This is a genomic window from Gilvibacter sp. SZ-19 (assembly GCF_002163875.1).
Lineage (GTDB): Bacteria > Bacteroidota > Bacteroidia > Flavobacteriales > Flavobacteriaceae > Gilvibacter.
In genome coordinates, this window is sequence record NZ_CP019333.1 from 2,369,967 (window position 1) to 2,386,430 (window position 16,464).

Here is a 16,464-nt window from a genome sequence, read left to right on the forward strand (position 1 = left end):
GGGGCTTTTTGCTATTTTTGCGGGTACTATAAAAAATATGATCTATGGGGAAACGTAGCTTGCTTAGCTTGATTTTTATTTGTCTGCTTATTCCTGCCGCCACAGCGCAGCAACTGGAAGACAAAACAGTCCTTTCTATTGGTGATCAGACCGTAAGTGCCGGAGAGTTCATGCGTGTCTACAAGAAGAATTTAAATCTTGTGGCCGACGCAGAGCAGCGTAAAGTGGAAAATTATCTCGATCTCTATGTCGATTACAAGCTTAAGGTTGCGGAGGCCTATGCTATGGGATTGGATCAGCAAGATGCTCACAAAACGGAGTATCGCAAATACAAGCACAAATTGGCAACCACCTACATGAATGTAGAAGAGGTGACCGATACCCTCATGAAAGAAGCCTTTGCGAGGCAACAAGAAGAGATATTAGCGCGCCATATACTGATAGCCGCATCTGTAGATGATCTTCCGCAGGATACTCTTGTTGCTTATAACAAAGCGATAAAACTCAGACAAGAGATCATCGATGGTAAACGCAAGTTCGAGCAGGCTGCTCGGCAATTCTCTGCAGACCCTAGCGCTCCAGACACTGGAGGAAACCTTGGGTGGTTCTCTGTTTTTAAAATGGTATATCCTTTTGAAACAGTGGCTTACAACACACCGGTAGGTGAGATATCGCAAGTTTTTAGAACCCAGTTTGGGTATCATTTCATCGAAGTGCTAGATCGTCGTCCTGTGGCTAAGGAGGTAACTGTAGCCCATATTATGATCAGCCCAAAAGCAGACGATGCTAGCTTTGATCCAGAAGCGCGTATCAACGAACTGTACAGTAACATTAAACAAGGTGCTTCCTTTGAAGAACTGGCCAAGCAATATTCTGACGATAGAAATACTGCAGAGAATGGCGGTAAATTGAGCCGCTTTGGTCCGGGGATGCTCAATGCAGAGAATTTTGAGCGCGCCGCTTTCGCTTTAAAGAATCCTGGCGATATGTCTGGACCAGTCAAAACAGACTTTGGTTGGCACATCATTAAATTGATAGACAGACATGAATATCCAACCTTTCAAGACGTAGAGCAACGTCTTAAACGTCAAGTGCAACAGGCACAGCGTTTGGATTATATAAAGGCACTCTCTAAGCAAGAACTCAAGGCGAGGTATAATATCACTTCTCCAGAGCATGTTGTTCCTTTCTTTACGGAGTTTCTTACAGACAGTATCAAGACCAAAACTTGGAAGTACACTGATAGTTTAAATCCGGCCATGAAAACCGAGATATTTACTTTGGGTACAACCACTTTTACCTATGACGACTTTGCTCGATTCATAGAAGAGCGTCACCGAAAGACCGCACGTCACAATACGACCTATGGAGCTGCAAAAGCGTTTTACGATGAATTCGAATTGGCCACCATACGCGACTATTTTAAAGATCACCTAGACGAAGAGGACGAAGGCTTCGCAAATATTGTGAGAGAGTACAAAGAAGGGTTGTTGATCTTTGACCTCATGGAAAATGAGATCTGGAGCAAGGTAAGAGAAGACAGCACCGGTTTAGAGAACTATTACAAAGAACACCTGGCCGATTACCAATACGAAACTCGTGTAAAAGCCTTGATTGCCAGCACACCTAACGAAGCTGTTGCCAAGCAACTGCGCAAAGCCCTAAAGAAAGGTGCTAGTCTCAGTGAATTGAAAGAACAATTCAACGAAGAAGAGACTCAGGTACTTTTTAGTAATGGAACCTACCAAGAAGGTCACCGTTTATTGCCAGAGGATTATAAATTGTCTTCCGGTGTATCTAAAGTATACAATAAGGCAGGGCAATTCACAGTTATACGCACAGATGAGCTCCTAGCACCAACTGCCATCCCACTCGATAAGATCCGTGGTAAGGTTATGGGCGATTACCAGGCGGTTTTAGAAGCAGCCTTTATGGAAGCATTGAAAGCAAAGTTCAAGGTAACTGTCGATCAGCAGGTGCTTCAGGAAATTAAAGCACAACTTTAATGCTTAAAACAAGAAGCGTTCTAACTATCATATTGGCGTGTCTTACGCTTTATTCCTGTGATTTCTTTACTAAGGAATTACCCTCTGAGCCCGTAGCCCGGGTGAACGATAGTTATCTTTTTAAAGAAGATCTGGTGAATTTGATTCAGCCAAATACTTCTCCAGAAGACAGCCTTCTTATTGTTACCAATTATATCAATCGTTGGGCGACTCAGCAGTTACTCATCGATCAGGCGCGAATCAATCTACCGGAATCCCAGCTGGCCACTTACGATCAACTGGTTCAAGACTACAAGGAAGACCTCTATACCAAAGGCTATAAGAATGCCGTGGTTGCCAAGCAATTGGACAGTACCATAGCGCCTTCGGTTTATCAGCAGTACTACGAAAAGAACCGCGAGAGTTTTAGACTCAAAGAGCGTTTGCTCAAGCTGCGTTATGTGAATCTGCCCATCAGTTCGAACGCAACAGAAGAAGTTGCCAAGAATTTGCGCGACTTCGATACCGATGCCAAAGCTGCGCTAGAAGCTAAAGCGTTTCAATTCAAAGGATATTACCTCAATGACAGCACTTGGGTTAGACAAGATGCTCTTTTGACGGAAATCCCGCTGATCAGCGATAAATCCAATGCTGAAAAGTTAAAAAAATCTAATTTCGTAAGGCTGCAAGACTCTATAGGAGTATATTTGATCCAAGTTCAGGATGCCTTGGAAAAAGGGGACGACGCACCCTTGGAATATGTGCGCCCCACCATTCAACAGATTATACTAAACAAAAGGAAATTGGACCTCATTAAAAAGTTAGAGGCCGATATTACAAAAGATGCGATCAAGAATAATGATTTCGAAATTTATCAATAGCCGAATTTTAGTGACAACAGCCTTATTGGTTGGATTGCAAGTACAGGCGCAGGAAGTAGTTGAGGTAGACAGTACGGGAGTTGCAGCGAGTCAGCAGGTTAAAGATACTGTAAAGCCTTTTGAGAAATTCAAGGTCGATGGAGTGACGGCGCAAGTAGGCAAGTACATTGTGCTAGACAGTGATATCGATAGAAAATACATCCAAATAGAGCAACAAGGTTTTTCAACCTCAGACATTAGCCGCTGTGAATTGCTCGGAACGCTGATGGAAGAGAAGCTTTATGCACATCACGCCATTCAAGACAGTGTGATCATTCCAGATGCACAGGTGAACGCCACCACAGATCAGCAGATCCAATACATGTTGGCTCAATTCAATTCCGAAGAGCAGGTCTTAAAGTTCTACAAGAAAAAGACCATGCCGGAACTTAGGGCGGAGCTCTTTGAGATCAACAAGACCAATATGTTGGCCTCTGAGATGCAGAACAAGATCATAGAAGGTGTAGAGATCACACCAGAAGAAGTAAGAACCTTTTTCAATTCTATTCCTGCGGATGAACGTCCGCTTTTCAGTGCTGAGGTAGAGATCGCTCAGATCGTTATAGAGCCTGAAATCCCACAAGAAGAGATCCAAAAAGTTATCGATCGTCTTAACGAGTTCCGAACCGGAATTGTGGAAAACGGAGAGTCTTTTGCTACCAAAGCAGTATTGTATTCTCAAGACCCTGGTTCTAGTACCAAAGGAGGGAAGATCAGTCTAAAACGCTCCGACAATTTTGTAAAAGAATTCAAGGACATGGCTTTCTCTTTGCAAGAAGGAGAAGTTAGTGAACCTTTTGAGTCCGAATTTGGTTACCATATTCTTATGGTCGATAAGATCCGCGGACAAACCGTAGACGTGCGCCATATATTATTGATCCCTGATGTTACGGATGCCACCGTAGAGGTAGCCAAGAAGAAGATCGAGAATATCCGAAATCGAATCGTAGCGGGAGAACTCACCTTTGCAGAGGCTGCCAAGAGCGAATCCGACGAAAAGGAAACCAAGAACGACGGAGGGCAACTCGTAAACCCGGTAACCGGAGATACGCGTTTTGACCTTACCAAAATGGATCCTGTACTGGCTCAGCAGATCTACAATCTAAAGGATCAAGAAGTATCGCAGGTGCTTACCGATGCCGATAGAACCGGACGCAAGAAATTTAAGATCATTATGGTGACCGATCGCTATGACGAGCACCAAGCGGATTATTCCAAGGATTACGAAAAGATCAAAGATCTGGCCTTGAACGATAAAAGAAGACGCGCCATAGAAGCTTGGCAAGACGAGAAGATCAAAGAGACCTATGTCAGTGTGAACAGAGATTACACCGACTGCGAATTTGCCAGTAACTGGACTAAGAACTAATATGAGTGATGTAGCAGCCATAGGCCAACTTGTAGAAAAGTACAAGGCCTTAAAGACAGAGATTGCCAAAGTTATAGTAGGACAAGAAGAGGTCATAGACCAGGTCCTGTTGGCGATTTTCTCTGGCGGACATGCGCTGCTTATCGGAGTGCCTGGACTGGCCAAGACCTTATTGGTAAACACAGTGGCCCAAACATTAGGCTTGGAGTTTAAGCGTATTCAGTTTACTCCAGATCTTATGCCCAGTGACATACTCGGGGCAGAGATTCTAGATCAGAACCGCAACTTCACCTTTGTAAAAGGGCCTATTTTTGCCAATGTGATTTTGGCCGATGAGATTAACCGTACGCCTCCAAAAACACAAGCCGCTTTACTGGAAGCTATGCAAGAACGCGCAGTGACGGTAGCCGGTAGACATTACCCATTAGATCTGCCTTATTTCGTTTTAGCTACGCAGAACCCCATTGAGCAGGAGGGAACCTATCCATTGCCAGAAGCCCAATTGGACCGTTTCATGTTCGCTATCAACTTAAAGTATCCGAGCTTTGAAGAAGAGGTTTCTGTAGTTAAGAACACCACTACCGATAACGAGGTTAAGGTCAATACACTTTTTAACGCACAAGAGATCATAGATTTTCAGCATTTAATCCGTCGTATTCCAGTTGCAGATAATGTGATCGAATACGCAGTTACCATGGTGGGGAAAACCAGACCTAAAGAGCCTACAGCTACAGAGATGGTTAAAACCTATGTAGATTGGGGAGCGGGTCCAAGAGCCTCGCAAAACCTTATTTTGGCGGCCAAGGCCAATGCTGCTATTCGCGGGAAATATTCTCCAGATATCGAAGATGTACAACAAGTTGCTTATGGGGTGCTGCGTCATCGAATGATCAAAAACTACAAAGCAGAAGCAGAAGGGGTGACCATAGAGGCCATCATTAAAGATCTGTTCTAATTCTCGAACCTACTTTTGAGCCGAGCATCGAGGTCGGCATCGTAAATTCCAAAGAACATAGAAGCCATCATGTCTTGTTTTGTGGTTGAGGTGTTATTGACCTCCAAAACCAATTCATACTGCTGATCTGCATATAGCGTGAATCCCTCGGTGCTGCTGTACTCGGTGATCTTCGCTAATCCAACTCGGTCTAAATGATTCTCAGCATCCGCAGTGAATAATACCTTTTGCGTATCGGTATTGATAAGTTTTAAGGAGGTTGCAAAGGGATGTAAATGTGTCGCAATATGATGCACTTGTATACTGTCTTTAACTTCCAGTTGCGCGCTTATATCGCTGCGATAGGTCTGTTTGCCAGGGAATACCACCCAATGACCAGACCGCATGTTTCCATCACTGTCCTGATAACTGTGATTTTTGGTCTCTACCGGGATACACACACTTGGGTCTGTCTTTGCGGCCTCGTTGTCAAAGGGATTTTCGCCATCATAAGGCAACATCATAAAAACCGTAAGTGGCCTCAGGGGTTTTATATCAGGGCTATCGGCTTTGTGAAAGATACTCACCTTGTGCCGAACACCAAATAAAGACTCCTTGAGGTTGTGATTCAAGATCTGAGTAGAAAGATATAAGTATTCGTTGGCTTTAATCGGGAATCCGAAGCCTTCCGGATAATGGTAAGATTCCATACCATTGGTCAAGGTTGCCAAGCGTGGATAATTACTTCCTATTCGGTTTGGGATCTGCCATTTGCTGTAATAGCTCTGGTCGTAATAGTCCAAATTGGTATGACACATAAAGTCACGGGAAAGTTCCGTAAGGCCGTCCGCAGCCACAACGGTAGTCTCGTATCCGTTTATCCAAAGTAGATCCTCAGTACTTGGGTTGATCTGAAAGCCTCGCATCGCTTTAGGGCCTTCCATAGAGGTGTAAATGTTGTCTACAAAGAACAACGGGCTATAAAAATCGGTTTGTCGGCCGCCATAACTCACCTGCCAGTCGCCTCCAAGACCTGATTTGTGCAAAATAGTGGTCTTGACTATGGCCTTGTGCCTGTTGGAGAGCTGTAAATAGTAAAGCCCACCTCCGAGTAGGGTGAGCACCAACAGCCAGCCGAATATTTTAATTACTTTTATACGCATCGCGATACCCTACAAATATATCTCTTTATGCAAATAGATTACGCCAAGCGTATTTTTGGTTTAGACCTCATGCGAGCGGTGGCGATCTTATTCGTGGTGTTTTCTCACGCGCTTTGGATAGTGCCTGAGCTTCCTGGTCTACCGGGAGAGCTGCTCAGACTTATGGGTGTATTGGGGGTTGAGATCTTTTTTGTGCTCAGCGGTTTTCTGATCGGACGGATACTGCTCAATCATTTCTCAGTCGCCTACGACAAAGCCAAATTGCAGTATTTCTGGGTACGGCGTTGGTTTAGGACCTTGCCCAATTATTACCTGATCCTATTGGTCAACATTGCCATACTTTTCTATATAGGGCGTGAGTTGCCCGATAGCCTCTGGCAGTATTTTTTCTTTTTGCAGAATGCCTTTTCCGCTATGGATATCTTCTTTACCGAATCTTGGAGTTTACCTGTAGAAGAGTTTACCTATCTGTTGGCGCCTTTGCTCGGATGGGGATTGTGGAAAGCATTGAAGATTAAGGCACAGAAGGCGTTTTTGTATACAGCTTTGGCTATGATAGCCTTTGGGTTGATCAGTAAATGCTATTATCATTTCCAGCTTGCTCAGCCAGACATGAATTATTGGAATCGGGAATTAAAGGCCGTGATGATCTACAGATTAGACGCCATATTTTACGGCATGTTGGGAGCTTATTTGTCGAAGTATTTTAAGGATTTATGGAGATCTGGTCGTTGGATTTTCTTTTTTTTAGGGCTGATGGGTATGCTGCTGATCAGTTTCGGGATTCCTGTGTTTGGTTGGTTTATTGATAGCCACGCTCTGGTTTGGAATGTGATCTATCTGCCGTTTTGCTCGTTGAGTATTGGGCTGTTCTTACCGGTGCTGAGTCATTGGCAGTCTGCACCAAGATTAGTTAGATCACCTATAACTCGGATCAGTCTTATCTCTTACAGTATGTATTTGTTGCATTATTCCGTGGTCCTGCAATTGCTCAAATTCCACTTGCCGACCGAGCGACTTTCCCTTATCGATAAGGGAGTCTACGTAATAGTTTATATACTACTGACCTTGGTTTTATCCTACCTATTGTACCGAATTTACGAGCGACCTATGATGAATTTAAGAGATCATCGATTGGTAAAACGTTATTTTCAAGCTCCTTAGATTATCAAGTCGGCAAAAAACACAACTAGAAATTCAGAGGTTAGTCAATTTTTATTTTAGAAAATGGCATTCCCGTAAATCGTGCCTTGACGCGCAATTTGAGATGATTAGCTGCTTAATTTTCCAATGAAAATTTCGTATTTTCGCAACACTTCCAAAAAAACTAAATATATGGCATTCGACATTGACATGATAAAGAATACCTACGCGCAGATGGCGCAGAAGGTAGATGCTGCGAAAGCGCTAACTGGTAAATCACTAACCTTAGCGGAAAAGATCCTCTATGCCCACCTTTGGGATGGATTACCATCCAAACCATTTGTACGCGGTAAGGATTATGTAGATTTTGCTCCAGACCGCATTGCATGTCAAGACGCTACGGCGCAAATGGCTTTGCTGCAATTCATGCAAGCCGGAAAACAAAAAGTGGCTGTACCAACAACAGTACACTGTGATCACTTGATCCAGGCCAAACAAGGTGCTGCTGCCGACTTAAAACGCGCCAATGAGACCAGTAGCGAAGTATTTGACTTCTTAGAATCTGTATCTAACAAATACGGAATCGGTTTCTGGAAGCCAGGAGCAGGGATCATCCACCAAGTGGTGTTAGAGAACTATGCGTTCCCAGGAGGAATGATGATAGGTACTGATTCACATACAGTAAATGCCGGTGGACTTGGAATGGTTGCCGTTGGAGTTGGAGGAGCTGATGCAGTAGACGTTATGGCCGGAATGCCTTGGGAGCTTAAATTCCCGAAGTTGATCGGAGTTAAATTAACGGGTGAACTCAACGGATGGACAGCTTCTAAAGACGTGATCTTAAAAGTAGCAGGTATTCTTACCGTAAAGGGAGGAACCGGAGCCATTGTTGAATATTTCGGGCCTGGTGCAGAAAACCTTTCTTGTACAGGAAAAGGAACCATCTGTAATATGGGGGCGGAGATCGGTGCTACGACTTCTACCTTTGGATATGACGACGCTATGGAGCGCTTCTTACGCGCAACAGATCGCTCTGAGATCGCGGACGAAGCCAATAAGATCCGTGAATATCTAACAGGTGACCCTGAGGTATACGCGAATCCGGAACAATATTTCGATCAAGTGATAGAGATCAATCTTTCTGAATTGCGTCCACACTTGAACGGACCTTTTACTCCAGACTTGGCTACGCCAGTAGGAGAGCTTGGTCCTAAGGCAAAAGAAAACGATTGGCCACTTAACGTGATGTGGGGACTAATAGGTTCTTGTACCAACTCCTCTTACGAAGATTTGACCCGTGCAGCAAGTATCGCACAACAGGCCATCGACAAAAAATTAAAACCTAAAAGTGACTTTGGGATCAACCCTGGGTCGGAGCAGATTCGCTACACCGCAGAGCGCGATGGTTTATTGAGTGTATTCGAGAATTTGGGTGCTACCATCTTTACCAACGCCTGTGGCCCATGTATAGGACAATGGGATCGTTCAGACCTTCTGGGAGAAGAAAAGAACACCATTGTGCACTCCTTTAACCGTAACTTCTCTAAGCGAGCAGACGGTAATCCAAATACGCACGCCTTTGTAGGTTCTCCGGAAATGGTTGCTGCCATTGCGATCTCAGGACGCTTGGATTTTGACCCAATGAACGACACCCTTATCAACGAGGATGGGGTAGAGGTTAAGTTAGACGAGCCAAGAGGTTTGGAATTGCCACCACAAGGCTTTGACGTGGAAGATGCCGGTTATTTAGAGCCAGTAGCAGACGGAAGCGGTATAAATGTAGTGGTTAACCCTACTTCAGAGCGTTTGCAATTGCTAACTCCGTTTGAACCCATTAAAGACAGCGAGTTGCAAGGGGTTAAGTTGCTAATCAAGGCTTTTGGTAAATGTACTACAGATCATATTTCTATGGCAGGGCCTTGGTTGCGTTACCGCGGTCACCTGGACAATATTGCCAACAATACTTTGATCGGTGCAGTCAATGCTTTTAACAAAAAGACCAACTTTGTAAAGAATCAATTGGACGGCGAGTACGGCGGTGTACCTGATACACAACGGGCTTATAAGGCCAAGGGAATTCGGACCATTGTGGTGGGAGACCACAACTACGGGGAAGGTTCTTCTAGAGAGCACGCGGCTATGCAGCCTCGTCATTTAGGAGTTGCTGCTGTATTGGTGAAGTCTTTTGCTCGTATTCACGAGACCAACTTGAAAAAGCAAGGAATGCTCGGTTTGACTTTTGCCAATGAGGCCGATTACGATCTGATCCAAGAAGACGATACCTTCAACTTTGTGGATATAGCGGACTTTGCTCCAGGCAAACCATTAACGATAGAGGTGGTACACGCGGACGGATCTAAGGATACCATCATGGCCAACCATACCTATAATGATGCTCAGATCGAGTGGTATAGAGAAGGGTCGGCATTGAACCTTATCAAGAAGCAGAACGCTTAAATTAAGCGAGTAGCTTATAAAATAAACCCGAGGTGAAAGCCTCGGGTTTTTTATTTTGAGAATTAACAATCAATTAAGAGCGCATCTTTGTGCCTTTAGAGCACTACAATTATCTTTCCATATATAAAGTGCTAATTATATCAACATGACCAAATTACTTTTTCGCTTTGCCATTCTATTTGTTTCAGTAACTGTGATCACTGCTTGCAGCAGTAGCTCAGATGACACCCCAAATACAGATCCAACTGATGATACATCAACCGACACTTCAGATGATGGTGGAGATGATGATAGCAGTAGTACGGCTGAGATCTTTCTACAAAGTATGTCTCGGACTAATTCGAGTAACACCTTAGATAAAACGACATATCAATTTTTATATAACTCAGATAATCAATTAACCGAGTGTAGCGTTACTTTTCCTTCATTATCGGTTAACCGAAGAATGTTTATTTATGATGGAAGTCGTCTAACTCGAATTGACGTAATAAGACCAGGTGAAGCCGCAGTTAAATTTTTTGAATTTGAGTATAATGATGACGGCAGCTTACACCAATTCACCTTTTGGTATAGTGAAGACAATCCAGAATACTATGTTTATAATTATGATGCATCTGGGCGAGTGTCTTTAGTAAATATTTATGTGTCTGCGGCAGACCTAGCGGCTAATCGTCCTAGATTTGGGAAATTCAGAGTGTATCAAGATGATGCTCTCGATTTTTCTGAAGAAATAGTTGAGTCTTATAGTACCGTTACTGGTGAGATACAGAATGTGACAGCAAGAAGAGTCAACGCTTTCGCAGCTCAAGAAACAACCTTAAACTTTGGCTCGGCTTTAAATGAAATCCCTCGTGTGATACTCCTAGGTGATATAACAAGACTTACAAAAGACTTTTTGGATTTTCAGTTCTTGCCTTTAAATGAGGATTGGATAAATCCTGAAACAGGTGATGTCCAAACGGTTAGAAGTGAAGTGGAGCCCGTATTTTCCAGCGACGGACAGCTTAACTCCTTGCAGGCTAAATCCTATTCAATTATTTCTGATACTCCACCAACAAATGACGAGATATATGAATTCACTTATGTTGAACAATAAGTTTTAGTTTTTAGTCTTTATTATATCTGCCTTAAAGATGGCAATATCCTCTTTGGTGGTCAAATCTGGCACATGCTGCTTAAATGGGATACCCTGGAGTGAAATTCCTCCTTGGTGAATCATATTCATGAGCGCAGTGGGTAATTCTCTTTCTTTGCGCTGTGGATGTTCTTGGCAGCTAACCAAATACGGGTAAATGTCTTGTCCGTGAAATTTAAAGATATTCATGCTCACGCGTAAAGTGCCAGCTTGATCTCGGTAGGAATGCATTAAAGCTTGCTGAGGCTTCTCCACAATTTCTAAGAGTTCGTTGTTTGGACCTAAACGGCAAAGGGCAAAGCGGGCGATCTTTTCTTCTGCAAAATCGAGACCTGCTCTATCATAAGCAATGAACGCATTGCTGGCCTCAGTTTCTAACAGTGCCTTTATCGCGGTTTTATCATAAAGGTTGTCACTGTTACTCACCAAGAATTCCTGCTCTTTTAGCTCAGGTAGCTGTTCTAAGGCTTGCTGCAATGCATCGGCTGTTCCATGAGGTTTATCACGGCCTTCTGGAATTCTCTGTATTGCAAAGTCGATCTGAACACCCAAGGCATTTTGATTGAATTCAGCATCGTCATACCATTGTTTAAACGCGGCATTGTAAAACCCGGTGAGCAATACTACTCGCTCAACCCCAGCTTTGGCTGCCTGTTTGATCAGATAGTCCAAAACGGGACGCTTGTCTCCCTCTAAGACTATCAGACATTTTGCACTGGCATTAGCAGCGGCTACCTCCGCAGCAGTAACATTAGCACTAGCTTGTGAGCTTTTCATTCTAGTGGATGCGCCTCCGGCTAAGATGATCAGGGTTTTCATTCGGCCAATTCTTTTGCTCCTTCGGAGATCATTGCTTCGAAAGCTACCGCAGCACCTGCTGCATTGAGAGCGGACAGGATTTCGTCCTTCTTTGCCTGTGGAGCTATGCAAGCTATACATCCTCCGCCACCTGAACCAACGATCTTACAGCCAAATGCTCCAGCATCCATGGCCGCATTTACTAGCGCGTCGATCTCCGGTGTGGTGATATTCAAAAAATCGCGTAATACTTTATGGTGTTCGTACATTAAAGCGCCCAAGAATGATGGGTCTGCAGTACCCAAGCGAATGCCTTTTACAGCTTCGAGCGTCAAAGTGTGGTTTCGTACCGCTGCTTCGAACAATAATCCTTGTTCTTCATCCAAGAATTTAAGATACTGTCCGAGTTCTCCGAGGCCTACTTTGGCAATTTCTAAGTCAGGGTATTGCTGGGTAACTTTTGCTATGGCCGCATGAGTTCGCTCATTAAGCGTTCGCAAGCCATCTAGTGTTTCTTTGGGAATACCTGAGTTGGCAACCAGAAGAGCATCTGTAGGAAATATTAGAGACTCATAGCTGAGATCTCTACTGGTATCTATATAAACTGTGTTGCCAATGGCAGCCGTATATTGATCCATTTTACCGCCGGCTTCTTTGTGCAGCACACATTCCGCCTCATACCCCATCTGGCCGATCTCTACAGCAGTATAATCATTTAATCTGCTGCTGAGCTTTAACAATAAAGTGATCCAGGCAACTACAAAGGCCGAAGAACTGCTCAAGCCTGCGTTGATAGGGATATTTCCGTAGACCTCAATATCGTAGCCAGACTCTAGTTGTATTCCGCGCTGTTGTAGTAAATACAGGCTAGATAGGATATAATCTCTCGGGCCAAAATTATTGTACTGCTGATCTAAGTTCACCGAGCGTTTTTCGTTTAGATCGATGAAGTCAAAACGGAGCGTATTACTCGAGTTTGGCAACGCATTGAACTCGATATACCTATCTATCGCGCAGGCAATGACAGGTAAACCTAAATAATCCTGGTGGTCACCAAAAAGACAGATCCGTGCCGGGGCTTTTATTCGGGTCATAAGCTATTTAGAAAAGGTCACTGTTCCAGTTCCACGGCTTGCGCTTTACCCAATTCCCGCGTGTAAAGTCAGGGAATTCCTGAGCTTCTCCATTGGCAGCAATGGAGGCTTCAGATAGCGGTGTCACCGCGCTCCAAGCCGCAGCGTCATAAACATCTAAAGGAGGAGCTACATTGCGTTTGGCCGATTCTACAAAGGCATTTAGCACAAAGAAGTCCATGCCCCCGTGTCCGGAACCAGTGGCGCGCTCCGCAAAGCGTTTCCAAAGTGGATGATCGTACTTGTCTAACCAAGGTTGGGCTTCATCCCAGCGGTGTGGCTCGGATTTTCCTTCTATATAGATTCTACGACCGTCAACTTCCCACAGTCCTTCGCTACCTTGAACTCTATAGCCAAGGGAATAAGGTCGCGGGGAATTGCAATCGTGAGTCACAATAATGGTCTCCCCGTTGGAAGTGCTAATCATGGAAGTGATTACATCTCCTTGCTTCCATTTTAGCTTGGCGTTGGGATGATCAGCTCCGCCTACATCTACTATATATTTGTTCAAGCCAACGGCTTTTGAGGCCATAGAAGAGATAGAAACAAAACGATTCCCGCGATTAATGTCACACATGTTGGCAACAGGACCTAAGCCGTGGGTGGGGTAAACATCGGCATTGCGAAGCAAACTGTGCCTTGTCCTCCAGGCAGACTCAGAAATACCTTTTTCACCAAACTCAGCACCTTTTCCATAAGCTGTTTTACCGTCGTTGAATTTTACAAAACGCAGGTCATGCTGGTATCCGCAGCGAAAGTGCAACAATTCTCCAAAGACATTTTGTTTTACCATATTCAATACCGCCATCACATCGCGGCGGTAGCAAACGTTTTCTAAGATCATCAAATGAGATCCGGTCTCTTCGTGTATGTTCACCAGATCCCAACACTCTTCCATAGTGTTAGCAGCAGAAACCTCCAGCCCAACATATTTACCTGCTTTCATAGCGTCTTTGGCCATACGCGCATGCCAAAGCCATGGCGTAGATATGATCACAGCGTCTATATTATCTAGTGCAAGTAAATTCTTGTAGTCGAGTTCGTTTGCAGTAAACTGTTTTACAGCCTTGTGTTTGTGTTTTTTGAGCAGCTCTTTTACTACGGGCATTCTGCGCGTATCAATATCGCAAACGGCTACGATCTCCACATCATCTCTATATAGCAGGTTTTGTAAATGATTGGTACCTCGAAGACCAACGCCAATTAAGCCTACCCGCAACTTTTCTGTTAGCGGTTTTATGTCTTGAGCAAATGCGAAGGCCGGGCTTAAGGCCAATCCTGTACCAATTAAGGCAGACTGTTTTACAAATTCTCTACGGCTACTCATAAAAAAGGGTTTTAAACAAAGTTAACCATAAATCATTGTGTGTTGTAAGTCCTTCTGAATTCATCCGTCTAAAACAGATAACTAACCGAGGTCAACACCATAGTGCTGGCCTAAACACTACAAAAATATTCGCTATGAAGACGCTTTGGTTCTTTGAAGAGGTCAATCTGTTCTCCATGCTTTGTCCCCATAAGTTCAAGGCATATAAGCAAGATCACGACTTCAACACCTACAAAAAACAAGACTATATTTATTTTGAAGAAGACAATGCCAGTAAGGTGTATCTTATAGAAGAGGGGCGTGTTAAACTCGGATACTATACCGAAGAAGGCGAAGAGATAGTCAAAGCCATTCTTACTAAAGGCGAGCTCTTTGGCGAAAAAGCCATTTTAGGAGAAGAGAAGCGCGATGAATTTGCCCAGGCCTTGGGGAGCACCAGTATTTGCCCTGTAGATGTAAATACCATGCATGAACTTATGCGTGATAATCGCGGCTTTAGTTTTAGAATATACAAACTGATAGGTTTTCGATTAAAACGTCTGGAGCGTCGTTTAGAACTTATATTATATAAAGACGCAGAAACCCGCGTGAAGGAATTTTTAAAGGAGCTGGCAGACGACTACGGCTACTGCTGCCCGTATAATGGAGATACCGTGATCAAACATCCGTATACTCAAAAGGACATTGCCAAATTGCTCGGAACATCACGGCCTACATTGAATTCCATCATGAATAAATTTAAGGCAGAAGAGCTCATAGACTTCAGCAGAAATGAGATTCGTTTAAAATTTTCTGCCTAGTGTAAGCTAGCTGACATTTCTTTTCATGTAGCCGATCTAAGTTTGTATCGGTATTAATAAAACTATAATCATGAAAAGAAAAATTTTTAGCCTGTTGTTTGTTTCCTTGCTATTTGCCGCCTGTAGCAATGATGATGACAACAATACGCCAGCACCTGATGCTGGAACACTTCAAGGCGGGCCTTTCACCTTTTTAGTCGATGGGAACCCTGACTTTGTAAGCGGTATTAGCACCGACCCCGACGCCGTTGGCACGAATAGAACCTTTGTGGTTACTGACGATGCTGGGAATATCTTAGGTTTGCCTCCAACCCTTGAAGCACTAGAAGGAGTAAACTTTGACGATGCTGGAGTAGGGGTTTGTTTGATCTGGTATCTGCGTTTCGAAGATGATCTTCAGGGAGCAGAAGTTGGAGCAAATGCAAACGACCTGACCGGTACTTTTGATTTGTCGAACTCGATCACTGTAAACAGAAATGCTGCGCCAAATGCAGGAGTTCTTATGGGAGGTCCTTTTGAATTCTGCGTAGACGGAAGCCCTGACTTTGTGAGTGGAATTAGCACCGATCCGGCTGCAACAGGAAGCAACAGAACCTTTGTCGTTACAGACGATGCCGGAAACATCTTAGGATTACCTCCAACCCTCGAAGCCTTAGAAGGTGTAGACTTTGATGGCGCCGGTGGTGGTGTATGTCTGATCTGGTACCTCAGATTCGAAGACGGATTAGTAGGAGCAGAAGTAGGAGCAAACGCCAACGATCTAGAAGGAGACTTCAGCCTGTCTAACCCGATTGAAGTGGTTAGAAATGCCCCAAATGCAGGTATGATCAGCGGAGGGCCATTTACCTTTACTGTAGACGGTATGCCGGATATGGTAAGCGGAATCACTTTAGATGGAACCCAAACTGGAACTAATTCTACTTGGGTGATCACCGACGATGCCGGAAACATCTTAGGCTTACCTCCAACACTTGAAGCCCTAGAAGGCGTAGACTTTGACGGTGCTGGTGTAGGAGTGTGCCTTATATGGTACTTGCGCTTTGAGGACGGCCTAGAAGGCGCAATGCCTGGCAACAATGCCAGCGATCTAGTGGGCTGCTTTAGCTTGTCCAACTCGATCACAGTTACTCGAAATTAAGGAGTAATACATTTTTGTAGTGAAAGTCCCGCTGGTGAGCGGGACTTTTTTTATGCAAGGAATCGACTTATTTTTGGACTATAGATTTATGAAATGAGCACAAACAAATTTAATTACTAGTCTACCCGCCGGAATAATTAAATTTTTTGTGCGAAAGCGAAG

General features: G+C 44.0%; 13 protein-coding genes. 9 read left to right on the forward strand and 4 right to left on the reverse strand.

The features are described from left to right. The first annotated feature begins 44 nt into the window (after nt 1–44). From BTO09_RS11080 to BTO09_RS11095, 4 genes are read left to right on the forward strand one after another with little or no spacing between them, the layout of a single operon-like run. Nucleotides 45–2,006, forward strand: coding sequence for a peptidylprolyl isomerase (locus BTO09_RS11080; protein ID WP_087524844.1), 1,962 nt, complete (start codon nt 45–47; stop codon nt 2,004–2,006). Beyond that, nucleotides 2,006–2,866, forward strand: coding sequence for a peptidylprolyl isomerase (locus BTO09_RS11085; protein WP_087524845.1), 861 nt, complete (start codon nt 2,006–2,008; stop codon nt 2,864–2,866). Before BTO09_RS11080 ends, BTO09_RS11085 begins: the two co-directional genes overlap by 1 nt. After that, on the forward strand, nt 2,844–4,274 hold the full coding sequence (locus BTO09_RS11090) for a peptidylprolyl isomerase (RefSeq protein WP_232454953.1): 1,431 nt from the start codon (nt 2,844–2,846) through the stop codon (nt 4,272–4,274). The genes BTO09_RS11085 and BTO09_RS11090 overlap by 23 nt, the downstream gene beginning before the upstream one ends. 1 nt (nt 4,275) lies before the next feature. Beyond that, entirely contained in the window at nt 4,276–5,229 is a 954-nt protein-coding gene (locus tag BTO09_RS11095; RefSeq protein WP_087524847.1) for a MoxR family ATPase, read from the forward strand. Here BTO09_RS11095 and BTO09_RS11100 read toward each other — a convergent pair. After that, nucleotides 5,226–6,371: a hypothetical protein gene (locus BTO09_RS11100; protein WP_087524848.1), complete on the reverse strand. Its 1,146-nt coding sequence runs from the start codon at nt 6,369–6,371 to the stop codon at nt 5,226–5,228. The genes BTO09_RS11095 and BTO09_RS11100 overlap by 4 nt on opposite strands. Before the next feature lie 27 nt (nt 6,372–6,398). Between BTO09_RS11100 and BTO09_RS11105 the strand changes: the two genes are divergently transcribed. The 3 genes from BTO09_RS11105 (at nt 6,399) to BTO09_RS11115 (ending at nt 11,067) form a co-directional block, all read left to right on the forward strand. Beyond that, on the forward strand, nt 6,399–7,535 hold the full coding sequence (locus tag BTO09_RS11105; protein ID WP_087524849.1) for an acyltransferase: 1,137 nt from the start codon (nt 6,399–6,401) through the stop codon (nt 7,533–7,535). A gap of 171 nt (nt 7,536–7,706) precedes the next feature. Beyond that, nucleotides 7,707–9,971, forward strand: a complete 2,265-nt coding sequence (locus BTO09_RS11110; protein ID WP_087525549.1) for an aconitate hydratase — start codon at nt 7,707–7,709, stop codon at nt 9,969–9,971. Between the two features lie 145 nt (nt 9,972–10,116). Then, the gene (locus BTO09_RS11115) at nt 10,117–11,067 is read left to right on the forward strand and encodes a hypothetical protein (protein ID WP_157663493.1); all 951 of its coding nucleotides are present in this window, start codon (nt 10,117–10,119) and stop codon (nt 11,065–11,067) included. Between the two features lie 3 nt (nt 11,068–11,070). Here BTO09_RS11115 and BTO09_RS11120 read toward each other — a convergent pair whose 3' ends face one another. The 3 genes from BTO09_RS11120 to BTO09_RS11130 are packed head-to-tail and all read right to left on the reverse strand — an operon-like array spanning nt 11,071 to nt 14,364. After that, on the reverse strand, nt 11,071–11,925 hold the full coding sequence (locus tag BTO09_RS11120; protein WP_087524851.1) for a sugar phosphate nucleotidyltransferase: 855 nt from the start codon (nt 11,923–11,925) through the stop codon (nt 11,071–11,073). Further along, complete coding sequence (locus BTO09_RS11125; protein ID WP_087524852.1) at nt 11,922–12,998, reverse strand: galactokinase family protein; 1,077 nt, start codon at nt 12,996–12,998, stop codon at nt 11,922–11,924. Before BTO09_RS11125 ends, BTO09_RS11120 begins: the two co-directional genes overlap by 4 nt. 7 nt (nt 12,999–13,005) lie before the next feature. After that, nucleotides 13,006–14,364, reverse strand: a complete 1,359-nt coding sequence (locus tag BTO09_RS11130; RefSeq protein WP_087524853.1) for a Gfo/Idh/MocA family protein — start codon at nt 14,362–14,364, stop codon at nt 13,006–13,008. Between the two features lie 134 nt (nt 14,365–14,498). On the opposite strand from BTO09_RS11130, the gene BTO09_RS11135 reads away from it, so the two are divergent. Together BTO09_RS11135 and BTO09_RS11140 are read left to right on the forward strand one after the other, a co-directional pair. Beyond that, the gene (locus BTO09_RS11135) at nt 14,499–15,164 is read left to right on the forward strand and encodes a Crp/Fnr family transcriptional regulator (RefSeq protein WP_087524854.1); all 666 of its coding nucleotides are present in this window, start codon (nt 14,499–14,501) and stop codon (nt 15,162–15,164) included. 70 nt (nt 15,165–15,234) lie between these two features. Further along, nucleotides 15,235–16,302, forward strand: a complete 1,068-nt coding sequence (locus tag BTO09_RS11140; protein WP_087524855.1) for a hypothetical protein — start codon at nt 15,235–15,237, stop codon at nt 16,300–16,302. The last annotated feature ends 162 nt before the right edge of the window (nt 16,303–16,464 follow it).